At 59.1% G+C, this 18,070-nt stretch carries 16 protein-coding genes and 1 tRNA gene; 16 read left to right on the forward strand and 1 reads right to left on the reverse strand.

The features are described 5' to 3' along the window. Positions 1-41: 41 nt before the first annotated feature. From folE2 to ACRRNM_RS00210, 12 genes are all read left to right on the forward strand, one after another. On the forward strand, positions 42-845 hold the full coding sequence (folE2, locus tag ACRRNM_RS00155; protein ID WP_435626227.1) for a GTP cyclohydrolase FolE2: 804 nt from the start codon (positions 42-44) through the stop codon (positions 843-845). 86 nt (positions 846-931) lie between these two features. Next, a complete protein-coding gene (locus ACRRNM_RS00160) occupies positions 932-1,639 on the forward strand; it encodes a type 1 glutamine amidotransferase (RefSeq protein WP_435626228.1) in 708 nt (235 codons plus the stop codon). A gap of 384 nt (positions 1,640-2,023) precedes the next feature. Beyond that, a complete protein-coding gene (locus tag ACRRNM_RS00165) occupies positions 2,024-2,785 on the forward strand; it encodes a hypothetical protein (protein WP_435626229.1) in 762 nt (253 codons plus the stop codon). Between the two features lie 182 nt (positions 2,786-2,967). Then, positions 2,968-3,303: a PsiF family protein gene (locus ACRRNM_RS00170; RefSeq protein WP_435626230.1), complete on the forward strand. Its 336-nt coding sequence runs from the start codon at positions 2,968-2,970 to the stop codon at positions 3,301-3,303. 120 nt (positions 3,304-3,423) lie between these two features. After that, positions 3,424-4,773, forward strand: coding sequence for a polynucleotide adenylyltransferase PcnB (pcnB, locus tag ACRRNM_RS00175; RefSeq protein WP_435626231.1), 1,350 nt, complete (start codon positions 3,424-3,426; stop codon positions 4,771-4,773). After that, positions 4,773-5,264 (forward strand): 2-amino-4-hydroxy-6-hydroxymethyldihydropteridine diphosphokinase, encoded by a 492-nt coding sequence (gene folK / locus ACRRNM_RS00180; protein ID WP_435626232.1) that lies wholly within the window; start codon positions 4,773-4,775, stop codon positions 5,262-5,264. The genes pcnB and folK overlap by 1 nt, the downstream gene beginning before the upstream one ends. After that, positions 5,254-5,892: a deoxynucleoside kinase gene (locus ACRRNM_RS00185; RefSeq protein ID WP_435626233.1), complete on the forward strand. Its 639-nt coding sequence runs from the start codon at positions 5,254-5,256 to the stop codon at positions 5,890-5,892. The genes folK and ACRRNM_RS00185 overlap by 11 nt, the downstream gene beginning before the upstream one ends. 2 nt (positions 5,893-5,894) lie before the next feature. Further along, positions 5,895-6,686 carry a 3-methyl-2-oxobutanoate hydroxymethyltransferase gene (gene panB / locus ACRRNM_RS00190; protein WP_435626234.1) on the forward strand — a complete coding sequence of 264 codons (792 nt, stop codon included), beginning with the start codon at positions 5,895-5,897 and terminating at the stop codon, positions 6,684-6,686. Then, complete coding sequence (gene panC / locus ACRRNM_RS00195) at positions 6,686-7,519, forward strand: pantoate--beta-alanine ligase (protein ID WP_435626235.1); 834 nt, start codon at positions 6,686-6,688, stop codon at positions 7,517-7,519. Before panB ends, panC begins: the two co-directional genes overlap by 1 nt. Positions 7,520-7,574: 55 nt before the next feature. After that, the gene (gene panD, locus ACRRNM_RS00200; protein WP_435626236.1) at positions 7,575-7,955 is read left to right on the forward strand and encodes an aspartate 1-decarboxylase; all 381 of its coding nucleotides are present in this window, start codon (positions 7,575-7,577) and stop codon (positions 7,953-7,955) included. A 924-nt stretch (positions 7,956-8,879) separates the two neighbouring features. After that, positions 8,880-10,736, forward strand: a complete 1,857-nt coding sequence (locus ACRRNM_RS00205; protein WP_435628614.1) for a putative bifunctional diguanylate cyclase/phosphodiesterase — start codon at positions 8,880-8,882, stop codon at positions 10,734-10,736. Positions 10,737-10,956: 220 nt separating this feature from the next. Continuing rightward, positions 10,957-12,939 (forward strand): methyl-accepting chemotaxis protein, encoded by a 1,983-nt coding sequence (locus ACRRNM_RS00210; protein WP_435626237.1) that lies wholly within the window; start codon positions 10,957-10,959, stop codon positions 12,937-12,939. Positions 12,940-12,999: 60 nt separating this feature from the next. Here the strand turns inward: ACRRNM_RS00210 and ACRRNM_RS00215 are convergent, their stop codons facing one another. Further along, a complete protein-coding gene (locus tag ACRRNM_RS00215) occupies positions 13,000-15,879 on the reverse strand; it encodes an EAL domain-containing protein (protein ID WP_435626238.1) in 2,880 nt (959 codons plus the stop codon). Positions 15,880-16,229: 350 nt separating this feature from the next. Between ACRRNM_RS00215 and tpiA the strand changes: the two genes are divergently transcribed. The 4 genes from tpiA to ACRRNM_RS00235 all read left to right on the forward strand — a co-directional run bounded on the left by tpiA (position 16,230) and on the right by ACRRNM_RS00235 (position 17,955). Continuing rightward, a complete protein-coding gene (gene tpiA, locus ACRRNM_RS00220; protein ID WP_435628615.1) occupies positions 16,230-16,985 on the forward strand; it encodes a triose-phosphate isomerase in 756 nt (251 codons plus the stop codon). A gap of 60 nt (positions 16,986-17,045) precedes the next feature. Continuing rightward, positions 17,046-17,390 (forward strand): preprotein translocase subunit SecG, encoded by a 345-nt coding sequence (gene secG, locus ACRRNM_RS00225; protein ID WP_435626239.1) that lies wholly within the window; start codon positions 17,046-17,048, stop codon positions 17,388-17,390. 15 nt (positions 17,391-17,405) lie between these two features. Then, positions 17,406-17,492, forward strand: a tRNA-Leu gene (locus ACRRNM_RS00230). A gap of 106 nt (positions 17,493-17,598) precedes the next feature. Next, positions 17,599-17,955, forward strand: a complete 357-nt coding sequence (locus ACRRNM_RS00235; RefSeq protein WP_435626240.1) for an NADH-quinone oxidoreductase subunit A — start codon at positions 17,599-17,601, stop codon at positions 17,953-17,955. The last annotated feature ends 115 nt before the right edge of the window (positions 17,956-18,070 follow it).

An 18,070-nucleotide genomic window follows, 5' to 3' on the forward strand; every position in this document is an offset into this window, starting at 1 on the left:
CAACCAGTAATATTTCGATCACTAACTACAGAGAGGCCATCATGAACGCCCTCAAAAAAACTCCCATCGCCGACGTGCAAAGCTCCGCCGACACGCGCCACCTCGCGATCAACCGCGTCGGCATCAAGGGCATCCGCCACCCGGTCAGGGTGAAGGACAAGAGCATCGGCGTGCAGCACACCATCGCCACCTTCAACATGTACGTGCACCTGCCGCACAATTTCAAGGGCACGCACATGTCGCGCTTCGTCGAGATACTCAACGAGCACGAGCGCGAGATTTCGGTGGAGTCCTTCGAGACCATCCTGCAGGAGATGGTGGTTCGTCTGGAGGCGCAGTCCGGCTACATCGAGATGAACTTCCCGTATTTCGTGAACAAGGCGGCGCCGGTATCCGGCGTGCAGAGCCTGCTCGATTACGACGTGACGCTGATCGGCGAGATCGTCGACGGACAGGCGCGCACCACGATGAAGGTCGTGGTGCCGGTCACCAGCCTGTGTCCCTGCTCCAAGAAGATTTCCGAGCGCGGCGCGCACAACCAGCGCTCGCATGTCACGCTCACCCTGCGCACCAACCGTTTCGTCTGGATCGAGGAAGTGGTGCGCATCGCCGAGGAACAGGCCTCCTGCGAACTGTTTGGTCTACTCAAGCGTCCCGACGAAAAGTTCGTCACCGAGCGCGCCTACGACAACCCCAAGTTCGTCGAGGACATGGTGCGCGACGTGGCCGCGGTGCTGAACGCCGACGAGCGCATCGACGCCTTCATCGTGGAGTCGGAGAACTTCGAATCGATCCACAACCACTCGGCCTACGCCTTGATCGAGCGCGATAAAACGAGGGAATAAGAAGGGAGAAGGGTAAAGGTGGGTCTGGCATTTACCCTTGAGCACCGCAGGTGCGAACCCTTCTCTCTTATCCCTTCCCAGAATTTATGAAACCCATCGCTATCTTCCGCCATGCCCTCCAGGAAGGCCCCGGCTACCTCGCCGAGTTCCTCGACGAGCGCCACATTCCGTGGAAGCTGGTTGCCATCGATGCGGGCGATGCCGTACCGCCTTCCGTGGAGCCATATTCCGGGCTGGTGTTCATGGGCGGGCCGATGAGCGTCAACGACGAGCTGCCGTGGATCGCGCCCGTGCTGGAACTGATCCGCGAGGCGGTGGCAATGGACATTCCCGTGCTCGGCCATTGCCTCGGCGGGCAGCTCATATCGAAGGCGCTGGGCGGCGTCGTGTCGCGCAACCCCATCAAGGAGATCGGCTGGGGCGAGGTCGCGGTGGCGGACAACGAGGCCGCGCGCGCATGGTTCGGCGAGCTACGGAATTTCAATGCCTTCCACTGGCACGGCGAGACCTTCAGCCTGCCGCCGGGCGGGGTGCACCTGCTCTCCAGCGCGCACTGCGCGAACCAGGCCTGGGTCATCGGCAAGCACCTCGCGCTGCAATGCCATGTCGAGATGACCGCGGAGATGATCGCGCCCTGGTGCGAAATCGGCGCGGACGAAATTCTCGCCGCGAAGGCCAGCCCGGCGGTGCAGTCCGCCGCCGGGATGCAGCACCAGGCTGCGGACGAGCTGCCGCGCCTGCACGCGGTCGCGGCGCGGCTCTACGCCCGCTGGATCGGCGGGCTGCGCGGCTAATCAGCAAGCTACTCGAATACCTCCCCCAGAACACTTCACCATCCGGCCCAGCCGGATTATCTATGCATTTCGGCATATTGACCCTGCCGCAAGTGCGGGGTACGGTGCGTCATGGTTGCTTAAACAGGGAGGGAGAAATGAAAAAAGATAATGCGAAGCTGACCCCTTTGGTTTTGGGATGCAGCGCCAGGCTGCGGACGAGCTGCCGCGCCTGCACGCGGTCGCGGCGCGGCTCTATGCCCGCTGGATCGGCGGGCTGCGCGGCTAATCAGACCCCCGCACCTTCCCTTCCGGTCAAGCCGGATTATCTATGCATTTCGGCATATTGACCCTGCCGCAAGCGCGGGGTACGGTGTCATGAGCTACTCAAACAGGAAGGGTAAAATGAAGAGACATGATGCGAAGCTGTTCCCTTTTATTTCATCGATGACTTCTCAACGGTGGCTGAAGCAAATCGTGAAGCTCGGGTTGCTGTTGATGATGGGGGCGGGCATGAATGCGAATTCATCGACGATGAGATGGAAGGAGGAAGTGGTATTACATAATGGGGAAAAATTAATTGTGAGCCGCACTCAGCGTGATGATCCATTGGGTTTTCGTGAAATCGGTCAGCCAGCGCTACGTGTGGAAGAGGCTATTAGCTTTACGATTCCAAGGACAAATAAGAATGTTATTTGGAAAAGTGATTTTGGGAAAGGACGGGAAGACAATCTCAGCCTTCTGCTTCTGGATATTCTGGACGACATTCCTTACATCGCAGCTAGCCCAAGATTTTGTCATGCCTACAATAAATGGGGCAGGCCGAATCCGCCCTATGTTTTTTTTAAATTTGACGGGACTAATTGGCAATGGATTTCAGTCAATGAATTTCCTTCTGAACTTAAGGAGACGAATGTAATGATAGGCGGATACAACGAAAATCAATTAAGCCTGCCAGAGCGAGCAGCGCCAGTTTTAAGCGCCGAGACTGTTAAGAGGCGGAACAGTAGTGGGCTGCCTTCACATTTTCGCACAATCGTCCGTGAACCGATAACGTTGGGGGTTGGAAGCGGAGCAGGCTGTGAAGAGCTGATTTTTTATAAATGTGGTTGGATTAGCCCTCACGGAACATTTGGGCGTGATTTGATGGATAGAACTTGCAATTAAAGGGAGTCGCTTGAGCTAGCTCAGCTTCGCATCGAATTTTCAGCCATGCCACGACGCCTACCCAGCTAGGCCGAATTATCTATGCATTTCGGCATATTGACCCTCTGCGTGGCGCGGAGTACGTTGCGCGCACGGGGTTGTTCATCCCGTTAATCGTCGTCAATTACTCTGAGGAGATTCCCATGAAGAGAATGATTGCACTGGCTTGTCTGGGTTTTGCGTTTACCGTTTCGACTCCGGCTTTCGCGGCCGGCGAGAAGATGAAGGGCTGCAGCAAGGAGGCGACGGGCATGAAGGGTGATGAACGCAAGGCGTTCATGAAGAAATGCCTGTCCAAGGATTACGTGCTGAAATCCGAGGCGGCCGCGGCAACTCCGGCCAAACCCGCTTCTCCTGCCATCCCCGCAGCCTCGTCCACACAGCAGGACAGGATGAAGGGCTGCAATGCCGACGCCAAGGCCAAGGGGCTGATGGGTGATGAGCGCAAGAAGTTCATGAGCACCTGCCTCAAGGGCTGATTGCCGCCGCACCCGGAAACGCGCCGCAAGGCGCGTTTTTCATTGGGGACGGGAAATCGAGGCAGTGTATAATTCGCCCCCTCTTGCGCGGCCATACGCGCTCCATTTTATAAAGACTGAATGATCAAAAAACTCCTCAAGCGCGTATTCGGCAAGCCGGCAAAAACCAGGTCGGCGGGGAACGCGCAGATCATCCCGTTCGAGTTGCATGGCGTGGCGCGCGAGCAGATCAGCTACGGCGCGCGCAAAGTCACCGACGGCCTGCAGGCGGCGGGCTACCAGGCCTTCGTGGTGGGCGGCGCGGTGCGCGACCTGCTGCTGGGCTGCGTGCCCAAGGATTTCGACGTGGCGACCAACGCCACGCCCGAGGAGGTGCGCCGCGTGTTCCGCCGCTCGCGCATCATCGGGCGGCGCTTCCAGATCGTGCATGTTATGTTCGGCGAGGAGGTGGTCGAGGTCTCGACCTTCCGCAGCATGATCGAGGCCGAAGACGCGCAGACCGATGAGCACGGCCGCCTGCTGCGCGACAACCAGTTCGGCGACCAGGAGCAGGATGCGGCGCGGCGCGACTTCACCGCCAACGCGCTGTTCTACGACCCGGCCACGCAGGAAATCCACGATTACCACAAGGGCTGCGCCGATACCCGCAAACTTGTGCTGCGCATGATCGGCGACCCCGCGACGCGCTACCGCGAAGACCCGGTGCGCATGCTGCGCGCGGTGCGCCTGTCCGCCAAGCTCGGCATGAAGGTCGATGCCGCGACCGCCGCGCCGATCGCGAAGATGAAAGATTTGCTCGACAACGTGCCGCAGGCGCGCCTGCTCGACGAGGTGCTGAAGATGCTGCTGTCCGGGCATTCGGTGGAGTGCATCCAGCAGTTGCGCAAGATGCACCTGCACCACGGCCTGCTGCCGCTGCTGGACGTGATCCTGGAGCAGCCGATGGGCGAGAAGTTCGTCATGCTCGCGCTGCGCAACACCGACGAGCGGCTCAGCCAGGACAAGCCGGTCTCGCCCGCGTTCCTGTTTGCCGCGCTGCTGTGGCACGAGGTGCTGGCGGCATGGAAACTGCGCCAGCAGCAGGGCGAGCGCCCCATTCCCGCGATGCATGCGGCGATGGACGAGGTGCTCGACAAACAGAAGGCGCAGCTCGCGATCCCGCACCGCCACGATGCGGTGATGAAGGAAATCTGGCTGATGCAACAGCGCTTCGAACAGCGCAGCGGGCAGCGCCCGTTCCGCCTGCTGGAGCAGCCGCGTTTCCGCGCCGCATTCGACTTCCTGCTGCTGCGCTGCGCCAGCGGCGAAGCGGACGAAAAACTTGGGCTGTGGTGGGACGAATTCCAGGATGCCAGCCCCGAGCGGCAGGCTGAAATGCTGCAGCCGGAACAAGCGGGAGAGAAAAAGCGCCGCCGCCGCAAGCCGCGCAGGAAGCCGGAGTCCGCCGCGCCGGAAGAACCGGCAGAATAATGCCGCACACCGCTTTCATCGGGCTGGGCAGCAACCTGGAAGACCCGCATAGCCAGTTGCAGCGCGCCTTTGCCGAGCTTGGCCGGCTGCCGGATACGCGCCTCGTCGCCCGCTCATCGCTGTACCGCAGCGCGCCGCTGGGCTATGCGGACCAGCCCGAGTTCGTGAACGCGGTCGCGGAGATCGAAACGGCGCTGGCCCCGCAGGCCCTGCTGCAAGCCCTCCTGCAAATCGAACATGAACACGGCCGCGAGCGCACCTTCCGCAACGCGCCGCGCACCCTTGACCTGGATGTGCTGCTGTACGACGATGTGCGCATGCATGAGCACGGCCTGACCATTCCGCACCCGCAGATGCACTTGCGCGCCTTCGTGCTGCAACCGCTGCTGGAGGTCGCGCCGGATGCCGTCATCCCCGGCATCGGCAAGGCACGGCAGGCGTTGCAGGATTGCCGGGATCAGGTATTGGAGAGGCTCGCCGATGCTGCCTGAAAAATACCGTTACGTGGTGGTGGAAGGGCCGATCGGCGCGGGCAAGACCAGCCTTGCGCGCCGTCTCGCGCAGCACACCGGCGCTGCGGCGCTGCTGGAAAAGCCGGATGAAAACCCCTTCCTCGCCCGGTTCTACCAGGACCCGCCGCGCCATGCGCTCGCGACGCAACTGTTTTTCCTGTTCCAGCGCGGCAACGAAGTGCGCGACCTGGCGCAGATGGATATGTTCCAATCGAGCACGGTGGCGGATTACCTGTTCGATAAGGACCCGCTGTTTGCGCGGCTGAATCTGAACGATGCGGAGTTTGCGCTGTACCAGCAGATTTACCACACTCTGCAATTGCAGGCGCCCGCGCCGGATCTGGTGATCTACCTGCAGGCCGCGCCGGAGACGCTGGCGGAACGCGTGCGCCGCCGCGCCAAGCCTTACGAACAGGCCATTTCCGAAGATTATTTACTGCGCGTGGCGCAGGGTTACAGCGATTTCTTCTACCATTACGATGCGACGCCGGTGCTGACGGTGAACACCGAGCACCTGAACTTCGAGGAGGAGGGAGATTTCGCCCTGCTGCTGCAACGCATCGGGGAAATGCGCGGGCCGCGCGAATTTTTCAGCCGGGGAGAATGATAATGAGAACCACGTTGACTGCATTACAGACGATGCGCGCCAAGGGCGAGAAGATCGCCGTGCTGACCTGTTACGACGCGAGCTTTGCCGCGCTGCTCGAGGCGCAGGGCGTGGACGCGCTGCTGGTCGGCGATTCGCTCGGCATGGTGCTGCAGGGACATGAGACTACCCTGCCGGTTACGCTGGACGACATGGCCTACCACACCGCCTGCGTGGTGCGCGGAGCCAGGCAATCGTTTATCGTCGCTGACATGCCGTTCGGCACGTTCCAGGTCAGCCCGCAGGAAACCTTTGTTCATGCCGCAAGGCTGATGGCGGCGGGCGCGCAGATGGTCAAGCTGGAGGGCGGCGTCGAGATGGCCGAGACGGTGGAGTTCCTCACCGGGCGGGGTATCCCGGTGTGCGGGCACATCGGCCTGACGCCGCAATCGGTGCACCAGATGGGCGGCTACCGCGTGCAGGGCAGGGAACCTGCCGCCGCGCAGCAATTGCTGGAGGATGCGGCGGCACTGGAGCGGGCCGGCGCGGGGATGCTGGTGCTGGAAACTATGCCCGCGCTGCTGGCGGCGGAGATCACCGCCGCGCTTTCCATTCCCACCATCGGTATCGGCGCGGGTGCGGACTGCTCCGGCCAGGTGCTGGTGCTGTACGACATGCTGGACATTTACCCGGGCAAAAAGGCGCGCTTCGCGAAAAACTTTCTGCAGGGTGCGGACAGCATCGCGGCCGCGGTGAAGAACTATGTCGCCGAGGTGAAGGCGGGCAGCTTTCCGGCTCAGGAACACAGCTTCTGATGCAAGTTATCCAGACCATCGCCGAACTGCGCGCGCGGCTGGCCACGGAGCGCGCCGTCGCCTTCGTGCCGACCATGGGCAACCTGCACGAGGGGCATCTCAACCTGGTGAAGCTGGCGCGCGGGCACGGCAGTTGCGTGGTGGCGAGCATCTTCGTCAACCCGCTGCAATTCGGCCCGAGCGAGGATTTCGATCGCTATCCGCGCACGCTGGAGGCGGACTGCGCCAAGCTGCAAGGCTTGGTGGACGTGGTATTTGCGCCTGCGGTCAACGAGATGTACCCCGTTCAGCAAACCGTGTTCGTCGAGCCGCCGCCGGTTGCCAACGAGCTGTGTGGCGCGTCGCGCCCCGGGCACTTCCGCGGCATGGCGACCGTGGTGCTGAAGCTGCTCGACATCGTGCAGCCGCAGGTCGCGCTGTTCGGCAAGAAGGACTACCAGCAGCTGCACATCATTCGGCAGATGGTTGCGCAGTTCAATCTTCCGGTTCGCATTGTCGGCGGGGAGACGGTGCGCGCGGCGGACGGCCTGGCGCTGAGCTCGCGCAACCAGTATTTGAGCGAAGCCGAGCGCGGCGAGGCGGTTTTCCTGCACCGCACGCTGCAAGGGATCAAACAGGCCATCCTGGAAGGCGGGCGCGATTTTGAACGATTGCAGGAAAAAGCGGTCGAAACTCTCGCCGCGAGGGGCTGGCTGGTGGATTACGTGGCGGTGCGCAACCAGTCCGACCTGCGGCCGGCCGGCCGGTCGCAGCGCGATCTGGTGATCCTGGCGGCGGCAAAACTGGGCAATACCCGATTGCTGGACAATGTCGAGGTTAGCCTGGCTGGTTGATTACTCGGCCGGTTGATTGCTATATAATTGCGCCCGTCAGAAAGGGAAGTGCCACATGCAAAGAATCATGCTCAAAGCCAAGTTGCACCGGGTGCGCGTCACGCACTCCGAGTTGCACTATGAAGGTTCCTGTGCGATCGACGACGATTTGCTGGACGCCGCCGATATCAGGGAATACCAGCAGATCGACATTTACAACGTCACCAACGGCGAGCGTTTCACCACTTACGCGATCCGCGCACAGCGCGGTTCCGGCGTGATTTCCGTGAACGGCGCGGCCGCGCACAAGGCCAATCCGGGCGATATCCTGATTATCGCCACCTATGCCATGTACACCGAACTGGAATTGCAGAAATTCCATCCACAACTCGTTTACGTGGACGAGCACAACCGCATCATCGCGCAGCGCGACCGGATTGCCGTGCAGGCAGCCTGACGCCGAAAGCCACCCTCACGGAATCATGATTGCTGCTGACGGGAAATCGAACGGATGTATAGAAGAAGCATAGCCGGTCGATACCCCGCAGCGGTAGCGATCGCCTTATTCATCAACTTCGTCATTCTCGTCGGGGTAGCAAGCTATTACCTGGTCGACAAGTTCGAGAACATCGAAAAAGACCATGCGTACGAGAATTTGCATGGCATCGGCAAGCTCAAGATCGGCCAGATCCAGACGTATTTTCATGAACGCCGGGGGGATGCTCAGGTTGCCGCAAAATTCCTGAGCAACTCTCCGGTTCGTCATTGGCTGGAAAACCCGTCCAGCAACATACTGGCTGCAGTGCGGCAGCCGCTGGAGACCGCGGTGTCCGCTTATCAGTACGGCGGGGTACTGCTGCTGGACGGCAAGGCGAACATCCGCTTCGGCAGCGGGAAACATACCGGGCTGTCCGAAGCAGGCAAATCCATTGCCTTGCGCGCAATCAAGGAAAACCTCCTCGGCAATTCGCCGATCTACTTCGGCGACCCCTCCGCACCGGACAAACCGATGCTGGACACTTTCGTTCCCATCGTGAATCCGGATACCTCGGCCGTCATGGGGGTTCTGGTGTTGCGCGACGATTTGCGTTTCCTGTTCTCTCTGATCCAGTCCTGGCCGGTGGAAAGCAGGACCGGCGAAATCCTGCTGGTCACCCGGGACGGCGGCGATGTGCTGTTCCTCAATGAATTGCGCTACCGGAAGGATGCCGCGCTCAAGTTCCGGTTGCCGATCGACGGTGGCATGAACGCGCTCACCGTTCCGACCAAGGAGATGATGAAGAGTTATTACGGCGCGCTGGAGGCCTTCGACTACCGCGGCAGGCCGGTGCTGGCCTACAACATCGCCGTGCCGGATACCACATGGGGCATGGTGGTCAAGATGGAGACGGACGAAGTGCTGGAGGATGTCCGGCGCCTGCAATCGATCATCTGGGTCATTGCCGCGTTTTTTATCCTGGGCGCCGGAACCATCCTGTGGACATGGTGGAGAAAACAGGACATCGAGTGGCTGGCGCACGAGCAACTGGCCGGCGTGGCGGAAGACTTGCGCATTTCCGCGATTGCCTTCGAGACGCATGAGGCGATTGTGATTACCGATTGCCATCCAAAGATCCTGCGGGTCAACCAGGCTTTCCAGGATATTACCGGCTATACGGCGGAGGAAGTCATCGGCCGCAACCCCAATATCCTCAGGGCGGAGAAGAGGCCCAAGGTCTTTTATGATGAGATGTGGGCAACCATTTTCCGCGAAGGGAAATGGAGCGGGGAGATGCTGGACAAGCGCAAGAACGGCGAGACTTACCCGAAGTGGCTGACGGTGACGGCCGTAACCGCACCGGATGGCACGCTCACCCATTACGTGGGCTCGTTTTTCGACATTACGGAGCGCAAGAAGGCGGAAGGCGAAATCAATCGTCTCGCTTTTTTCGATCCGCTGACCAATCTGCCCAACCGCCGCCTGTTGCTCGATCGTCTGCAACACGCATTGGCAACCAGCGCGCGCAGCGGCAGGCATGGCGCAATCATGTTCATCGACCTCGACAACTTCAAGGCTATCAACGACACCAAAGGGCATGATTACGGCGATCTGCTGCTGATCGAAATAGCGCGGCGCCTGCAATCCTGCGTGCGCGAAGGCGATACGGTGGCACGGCTCGGCGGCGACGAATTCGTGGTGATGCTGGAGGATCTGGGGGGCCGGGCGGAGCACGCCGCGGCGCAGGCCGAGGAAGTGGGCGAGAAAATCCGCACAATCATCAATCAGCCATGCTCAATCAAGGAGTTTGAATTTCACAGCACGGCCAGCATCGGGGTCAACCTGTTTATCGGCCGTGAGGCCAGCGCGGAGACCCTGCTTAAATATGCGGACATCGCCATGTACCAGGCGAAAGGGGCTGGCCGGAACGCCGTGCGTTTCTTCGATCCGGAGATGCAGGCCATCCTGGAGGCGCGCCTGACCATGGAATCGGATTTGCGCCATGCGCTGGCTGAACGGCAGTTCAGCCTGCATTACCAGGCGCAGATCGACGATACCGGACACATCCTCGGTGCCGAGGCGCTGGTGCGCTGGATTCATCCGCAACGCGGCATGGTTTCTCCAGGCCAGTTTATTCCTGTTGCCGAAGAGAGCTCGCTGATTCTCGATATCGGCCATTGGGTGCTCGAAACGGCTTGCCGGCAGCTCGCCCTGTGGAGCAATGACGAGCAGAAGCGCAAGCTGACGCTGGCCGCGAACGTCAGCGCCCGGCAGTTCAAACTGGTTGATTTTGTGGACAGGGTGGCGGCGGTCATCAGGGAGCACCGCATCGATCCGTCGCGCCTCAAGCTGGAGTTGACCGAGAGCGTGGTGCTGGAAGACCTGGACGACATCGTGGCAAAAATGCATGCCTTGAAGGCGCTCGGGGTCGGGTTGTCGATGGATGACTTTGGTACGGGCTATTCGTCGCTGTCCTACCTGAAGCAGCTGCCGCTCGACCAACTCAAGATAGACCGGAGCTTCGTGCGCGACATCGCGACCGACCCGAACGATGCCGTGATGGTGCAAACCATCATCGACATGGCGCATAATTTCAGCCTGAACGTCATTGCCGAAGGCGTGGAAACCGAAGCGCAGATGGAATTCCTCAAGCGGCACGGCTGCATGGCATACCAGGGTTATTTGATCAGCAAGCCCATATCGGTAGAGGAATTCGAGGCATTACTGGGCGGGGTTTGCCGGGATATGGCGGTCATCTGAGGAAGCACAGGCAACTGCTCCGTGCTTGCGCCTCGTGTCAGCCCGGCGCGGTGGAAATAGCCGGCCTTTTCGTACCTAATCGCCGATTCGCTTTTGATGCGGGTTGATTACGATGCATTCCGGTATCCTGCAGAAATTCTGCCGCCTTGGGCAGCAAAATTTTGCCCGGGCGACGGATATAAAAGTTTAATTAAATAAAACTATAAAACTGGAGGGAGTAATGACACATTCGACTATCATGCAACGCCTCACTTTGTTGACGGCGGTGCCTGTCATCGCGCTGATCCTGTCTTCCGGCATGCTGATCTGGGACAGTTTTGTTAGGTATCAAAGCGCGGTTCAGGCGCGCAGCATCATGGAAGTGGCGGTGGCGGCGGGCGATTTGATCCATCCCATGCAGATCGAGCGCGGTGCTACAGCCGGCTTCGTCCAGTCGAATGGCCAGAAGTTCGCGGATACGCTGCCGGGCACTCGTGCCAAGACCGACGAGAAGCTGGCGTCTTATAAACGATTGATCGACGGGATCGACACCGGCTCGATGCCGGGGCTGAAAAAAGCCGTCGAAGAGGCGCAACGCAAGCTCGAAGGGTTGTCCCGGACGCGCGACCAAGCCAATCAATACACCATCCCTGCCGGGGAGGCATCCGCTTTCTTCACCGGCACCATCGCACACCTCCTGGAGGTGATGAGTACCGCCGCCGCATACAATAGCGACCCGGATATTGCGCGTAAGTTACTGACTTACCATAATTTCTCCAATGCCAAGGAAAATGCCGGGCAGGAGCGCGCATTGACCGTGCCGGTGTTCGTCGCCAACAAGGTCGAACCCGCGCAATTCCGCACCATCCTCGGAAAGATCAACAAACAGGATGCCTACCTGGATTCGTTCGTGGACTCCGCGAGCGAGCAGGAAAAGGCGGCGCTGAGAACGGTACTCGACGGCGAGGCGGCGCAGGAGGTGCAGCGCATGCGCAACATCATGGCCGAGCGCTCCATCCAGGGCGGGTTCGAGGTGGATTCGGCGGTGTGGTTCAAGCGCATCACCGATAAGATCAACGGTTTGTATGAAGTCGAACAACTGCTCACGAAAAATATCAATGCCGACGTCAACAGTCAATTATCCGCCAGCCGCACGCAGCTGCTGACGCAGCTGATTCTGGCTATCCTGGCGATTGTCATCGCCGTGGCGGTGTCGGTATGGGTGGCACGCAGCGTGAGCCGCCCGCTGACGGCCGTGGTGGATGCGGCCGAATATGCGGTGACACATGACGATTTTACTCGCCGCATTCCGGAGGAAGGTACGCAGGAAACGGCGCGCGTCGGCCAGGCGATCAACCATCTGATGGGCAAGTTCCGCGACATCATCGCGCACACTACCCACTCAAGCGAGAGCATCGCCGATGCATCCGGTGTGCTGGCCGCTTCAAGCGAACAGGTCAGCAAGAGCTCATCCGCGCAGGCGGATGCGGCCTCGTCGGTTGCTGCCGCCATCGAAGAAGTCTCAGTGAGCGTCAGCGAAACTGCATCGAATGCGCGCGCCGCAGGGGAGATTGTCGAAAAATCCCGCGCCGGAACCGAAATGGCGCTCACTGTCATGACAGAGACGGTGAAAAACGTGAACGGTATTGCTACACTGATCCGCGAGTCGGGCAGTAACGTGGGGCGGCTCGACGAAAGTTCGAAGAGGATCGGCGGTATCGTTCAGGTAATCAAGGAAGTCGCCGACCAGACCAACCTGCTGGCCTTGAATGCCGCGATCGAAGCGGCGCGCGCGGGCGAGCAGGGGAGAGGTTTCGCGGTCGTGGCGGACGAGGTGCGCAAGCTTGCCGAGCGCACGTCAAAGGCAACTACGGAAATTGCCTCGCTCATTGGCGATATCCAGAATCACATCGGCGAGACCGTCACGGGGATGCAGCAGGCCAATACCCAGGTGACGGAAAGCCTTGAACTGGTTGGCAGGTCGGAGGCTGCGCTGCACCGCATCGGTGAAGATGCGCGCGAGGTGGCGAACAATGTGCAAAGTATCGCCGATGCGGTACGCGAACAGGATGCTGCGATTCACCAGGTTGCGACGAATATCGAGAAGATCGCCCAGATGGCCGAGGAGAACAGCGCCGCAACTGCTTCGAGCAGCGATACGGCAAGCCAGCTCGACAGGTTGTCCGGCGCGCTCAAGGATTCGGTCGATCGCTTCAAGGTCTGACCGGATTGTCGTTGGAAAAGGGCGCGGTGAATCGCGCCCCGCAAGTTTATCCGCGGGGACTCACTGGAGGGCCTGATCGAGCACTCCGAGCTTGCCGCGCCAGGCGACGCTCTTGGACAGATAGCTCATTCGCAGGATTTCGGCAAACTCTGCCGCCGGAACCGGTTTGCTGAAATAATATCCCTGCACCACATCGCATGAGTGCAGGCGGAGGAAGGTCAGCTGTTCCGCCGTTTCCACGCCTTCGGCTATGGTCCTGAGATTGAGGCCTTGCGCCATGTTGATGATGGCGGTGGTAATCGCCGCATCGTCCGGGTTGGTGGTGATGTCCCTCACAAACGACTGGTCGATTTTCAGGTAATCGATCGGGAAATGCTTTAAGTAACTCAGGCTGGAATATCCGGTGCCGAAATCGTCAATGGAGATGCGCACCCCCATCTCCTTGAAGCAATTGAGCGTCGCGACCGCGGATTCGGTATTGCTCATCACCAGCCCCTCGGTCAATTCCAGCTCGAGATAATGCGGCGCAAGCCCGGTATTGTTGAGCGTGTCGTTGATCAGGCGGCACAGGTTCTGCTGCCTGAACTGGACCGCAGACAGGTTGATTGCAATCGAAACGGGAGGAAGCCCGGCATTCTGCCATGCCAGGTTTTGCCGGCACGCCTCGTTCAGTATCCATTCCCCCAGGGGGATGATCAGGCCGCTTTCTTCCGCAATAGGGATGAATTTTGCCGGGGAAATCAGCCCGGCCACCGGATGGTTCCAGCGGACGAGGGCTTCGGCTCCGACGATATGCCCCGTCTTGATGTCCACCTGCGGCTGGTAATGCAGCACGAATTGGTCGAGTTCCAGCCCCTTGCGCAGGTCCGACTCGATGAACAGTTTTTCCTCCACCCTCGTCTTCATGTCCGGGGTAAAGAAGCGGAAGTCGTTGCGCCCGTTTTCCTTGGCGTGATACATCGCGGAGTCCGCGCTCATGATCAGCGATTCGTGGTCGGTGCCGTCATCGGGATAGACGCTGATCCCGATGCTTGGAGTGGCCCGGATGCTGTGCCCCTCGACCTCATAGGGCTGGCTCAGGGAGTAGAGTATTTTTTTCGCCACCGGCATGATGCTGTCGGTTTCCGCCATGCTGTCGAGGATCACGACAAACTCGTCGCCTCCCATGCGCGCCACGGTGTCCACCTCGCGCACGCATTCCTTGAGGCGCATCGCCACGGATTGCAGCAACTGGTCGCCGATCGAATGGCCCAGCGCATCGTTGATGTTCTTGAAGCGATCCATGTCCAGGAACAGAACCGCGCATTTGAAGCCGGCGCGCTTTGCATGCGCAATCGCGAGATCGAGCCGGTCCGACAGCAGGGCGCGATTGGGCAGGTCGGTCAGCGTGTCGTAGTACGCAAGGCGCTGGATGCGCTCCGCCGCCCTGACGTCGTCGGTGATGTCGCTGAAGACGGCGATGTAATTGGTCGTGTGCTGCGACCGGTTTTTTACTGCGGTTATTTTCAGCCACTCGGGGTAGATTTCCCCGTTCTTGCGCTTGTTCCAGATTTCGCCCTGCCAGTATCCGTTTTCCCGGATGGCTGCCCACATGACCCGGTAATATTCCGCATCATGCCGTCCCGATTGCAGGATTTTGGGGTTTTTGCCGAGGATCTCCGCCGCCGCATAGCCGGTAATCGCGGTGAAAGCCTCGTTGACGGCGATGATGACGCCCCGCGAGTCGGTGATGGTGATGGCATCCCTGCTGTTCTCGAATACCTGTGCGGCCAGTTGCAGCTGCTCACCGGCCTTTTCCAGTTCCCCGATGGTCCTGCCCAGCTTGCTGTTCGCGACTTTTAACTTTCTCGAATCCAGTTCCATGCGCCGGATTCCGTTGGCGATGGAATTCCTTGCCCATCGCACCAGGTAAACCAGGAGAAGGATGCCCGCGGCGGAGAAGGCCAGGTTCAGGTAAAACCATTTGTATTGACGCTCCAACCTGGAATTCAGGCTGGTTTTTACAAGGTCGTTGGTGACGTTAAGCAGGGTATAGCCGTTTTTTACGGGGACCGAGAATTTCAGGAAAAGCCGGTCCGCCCTGACCCTGGCTCCGCGCGCAAGGGCTATTTCGTCGGCCAGCCTGAAAACTTCATCGATATTCAGCGCCAGCTCCGGTGAGAACTTGCCGATTCTGGAGTCGATCTCCGGATTTGCCGCCGTTACCGCGGCCAGATCGTGCCGGACATGTTCCATGGCCTCGTTTATCTGCGCCTTCGGGTTGTTCAGGTTCGCCTTGTCCCCGTCGGCAATTTTTTCTCGGGACATCACGGCCATGACGCCTGCCCGCAGTTGCCCCAGATGCTCGATCAGGTTGGGGATGGCGAAGGTGGTCAGGTTGCCCAGGTGGTTGATGCCGATATCCTTGTCGGTGGTCAAGCCGGAATGATCCGAAACATCGCCCAGCAGGCGGATGGCCTTGCCGATCAGGCTGCTGTGCAAATCGAAGCTCTCCTTCATGGAGAGGGCTGCGGAGCGCTCCTGCAGCGCATGCCAGCCGGTCTTGATGAGTGCCCAATTGCCGTCGTCGGCGGGGCTCAACGTAAAGCCGGTATTTGCGGCCAAGGCGTCAACGGCCCTGATTTGTGCCTCGATCTGCGCCTCTTCGGCAACGATCGATTCCCTGAGGAACGCATTTCCACCCAGATAACCGGCAGTCAGGCCGCGGTGCAGTTGCAGGTGTTCTATCGTCCGGGCGATTTGATGGGAGTATTCCAGCCCGGCGATTTCGTGCCGAACGGTTTTTATTTCCGTGTAGGAGTTGTTGAGGAGATTGAAATTGAACAGTGCGATGATCACAATCAATACGCCCGTTACGGCGAATATATTGCGCGCCGGTTTGCTTTGGGTGCGAGGCTGCTGATTGTGCAGTTGCCTGGATGGCAAGTTTGGATTTTTCATGAGTGGCTTCCTGAAGTTGCAGTTGACCCCTGTTTGTTCAAGGTCAGGCCGGGAATTTGCTGTGGGTGCAATTCGGCAAGCGCGTGATATTCATCATGGCGAGGGTTGCGGGATTTCATTTTTACCTTCTGAGCATGGCTAATTATGCGCTTAAAAAACAATTTTCGGCATATGGCAATTTGCCGCATACCCAAAGCTGCACCGAGCCTCAGAATACCCGTTATTCTGCCATGCAGCCACTTGCGCTAACCTGACGTAGATCAACCGGATTTGTGCACGGTTTTGTTTCATTGACCGTTCATTTGTTCACGGGTAGGATTGCGCCCCTTGATTACTCGGGGTTGATTACGGTGCGTCGCAAACTGGTTGCCGGAAATTGGAAGATGTACGGTGCGCTGGCGCAGAACGCCGAGTTGCTGGATGCCGTGCGCCGCGGAATGGAGCATATCCGGAATGTCGATTGCGCGGTTTGCGTGCCATTCCCTTATTTGGCCCAGGCACAGCAGGAATTGTCCGGTAGCGCGGTGGGATGGGGGGCGCAGGATGTGCATCAACTGGAAAAAGGCGCCTATACCGGCGAAGTATCCGCCTCGATGCTGCGTGATTTCGGCTGCAGCCATGTAATCGTTGGACATTCTGAGCGGCGGACCTGCTATAACGAGAGCAGCCGTCTGGTAGCCGAGAAATTCCTGGCCGCGCAGCAGGCGGGGATTACGCCTATCCTGTGCGTGGGCGAGACGCTGGAGCAGCGCGTAAGTGGCGTTACCGAGAGTGTGGTTGCCGGGCAACTGGATGCTCTGATACAGTTGGGCGGAGTGCAGGTGTTGCATAATGCGGTGGTGGCCTATGAGCCGGTATGGGCGATCGGCACCGGGAAAACCGCCACTGCGGCACAGGCTCAGGCTGTGCACGCCTTTATACGCCAGCGTATCGCAACTCACGATAGTCAAATTGCGGCGGAGTTGTGTATACTTTACGGAGGCAGCGTGAAGGCAAATAACGCAGTTGAACTGTTCGCGATGCCGGATATCGATGGCGGGTTGATCGGCGGTGCTTCCCTGGTGGCGGATGAGTTTTTGGCGATTTGCCGTGCCGGTCAAGTTTGATTCTGCTTTTTGTATAGCATTTTGGTATAGTATTCTGGTATTCCGTTTTAGGAGCAGTGCGTGGAAACATTGGTTTGGGTAGTGCATGTCTTGACGGCCGTAGTGCTGATCGGCTTGGTGCTGATGCAGCATGGCAAGGGTGCAGACATGGGGGCGGCATTCGGTAGCGGTTCGGCCGGCAGCCTGTTCGGTTCCAGCGGCTCCGCGAATTTTCTCAGCCGCAGCACGGCAGTCGCTGCGACGCTGTTTTTCATCACCAGTCTGGCACTGACTTATATTTATGCGCATCCCGCGCAACAACAGGGAGTAATGGATAAAGTAAAGCCGGCCACCATTGATGCGGCGCCGGCGGCCCCCGCGGCTAACCCCGTCGACGACTCGAAGTCCAGGGAGATTCCAAAATAATTTTGCAGTAGTATAGCGGTTGTGGTGGAATTGGTAGACACGCAAGCTTGAGGTGCTTGTGCTCGAAAGGGCGTGGGAGTTCGAGTCTCCCCATCCGCACCAGAATATAAATATAGGCTGGCACAAAAGATTGCCGGCGCAACTTAAACAATAAAAAAGTGATTCCGGGCGAACCGGCGAATCACACCAAATCCAGGGAGGAAGCTCAATGTTGGAAAATTATTTTCCGGTGCTGCTGTTCATCTGTATTGGTGTCGTGATGGGCGTGGCTCCGGTAGTACTGGGCAAGCTGGTCTCACCCAATCGCCCCGATAGTCAAAAACTTTCCCCCTATGAATGCGGCTTCGAGGCTTTCGAAGATGCGCGCATGAAATTCGATGTGCGCTACTACCTTGTCGCCATCCTGTTCATCCTGTTCGATCTTGAAATTGCCTTCCTCTTCCCCTGGGCGGTCGTGCTCAAGGAAATCGGCACCTTCGGTTTTGTTTCCATGATGATCTTTCTGGCCATCCTCGTGGTTGGCTTTATCTACGAATGGATGAAAGGAGCGCTGGAATGGGAGTAACGGCATGAGCAGGAAGCAGGGGCCCCGCATAGCGGGGATGCGACCGTCCGCGATTGCCGTTGAATGCCTGAATTGGTACGGCATCCAAGACAGTATCGGAAAAATAGAGGGGATT

The sequence above is a fragment of the Ferrigenium straubiae genome (genome assembly GCF_051257895.1).
In the GTDB taxonomy this organism is placed as follows: Bacteria; Pseudomonadota; Gammaproteobacteria; order Burkholderiales; family Gallionellaceae; genus Gallionella; species Gallionella straubiae.

Bases quoted from the DNA above. Each gene is read 5' to 3' on its own strand.
- panD (WP_435626236.1), top strand. From the start codon at position 7,575: ATGCAAAGAATCATGCTCAAAGCCAAGTTGCACCGGGTGCGCGTCACG.
- ACRRNM_RS00185 (WP_435626233.1), top strand. From the start codon at position 5,254: ATGCTGCCTGAAAAATACCGTTACGTGGTGGTGGAAGGGCCGATCGGC.
- ACRRNM_RS00165 (WP_435626229.1), top strand. From the start codon at position 2,024: ATGAAGAGACATGATGCGAAGCTGTTCCCTTTTATTTCATCGATGACT.
- ACRRNM_RS00170 (WP_435626230.1), top strand. From the start codon at position 2,968: ATGAAGAGAATGATTGCACTGGCTTGTCTGGGTTTTGCGTTTACCGTT.
- ACRRNM_RS00205 (WP_435628614.1), top strand. From the start codon at position 8,880: ATGGAGACGGACGAAGTGCTGGAGGATGTCCGGCGCCTGCAATCGATC.
- folK (WP_435626232.1), top strand. From the start codon at position 4,773: ATGCCGCACACCGCTTTCATCGGGCTGGGCAGCAACCTGGAAGACCCG.
- pcnB (WP_435626231.1), top strand. From the start codon at position 3,424: ATGATCAAAAAACTCCTCAAGCGCGTATTCGGCAAGCCGGCAAAAACC.
- panC (WP_435626235.1), top strand. From the start codon at position 6,686: ATGCAAGTTATCCAGACCATCGCCGAACTGCGCGCGCGGCTGGCCACG.
- ACRRNM_RS00160 (WP_435626228.1), top strand. From the start codon at position 932: ATGAAACCCATCGCTATCTTCCGCCATGCCCTCCAGGAAGGCCCCGGC.
- ACRRNM_RS00235 (WP_435626240.1), top strand. From the start codon at position 17,599: ATGTTGGAAAATTATTTTCCGGTGCTGCTGTTCATCTGTATTGGTGTC.
- panB (WP_435626234.1), top strand. From the start codon at position 5,895: ATGAGAACCACGTTGACTGCATTACAGACGATGCGCGCCAAGGGCGAG.
- ACRRNM_RS00210 (WP_435626237.1), top strand. From the start codon at position 10,957: ATGACACATTCGACTATCATGCAACGCCTCACTTTGTTGACGGCGGTG.
- folE2 (WP_435626227.1), top strand. From the start codon at position 42: ATGAACGCCCTCAAAAAAACTCCCATCGCCGACGTGCAAAGCTCCGCC.
- ACRRNM_RS00215 (WP_435626238.1), bottom strand. From the start codon at position 15,879: ATGAAAAATCCAAACTTGCCATCCAGGCAACTGCACAATCAGCAGCCT.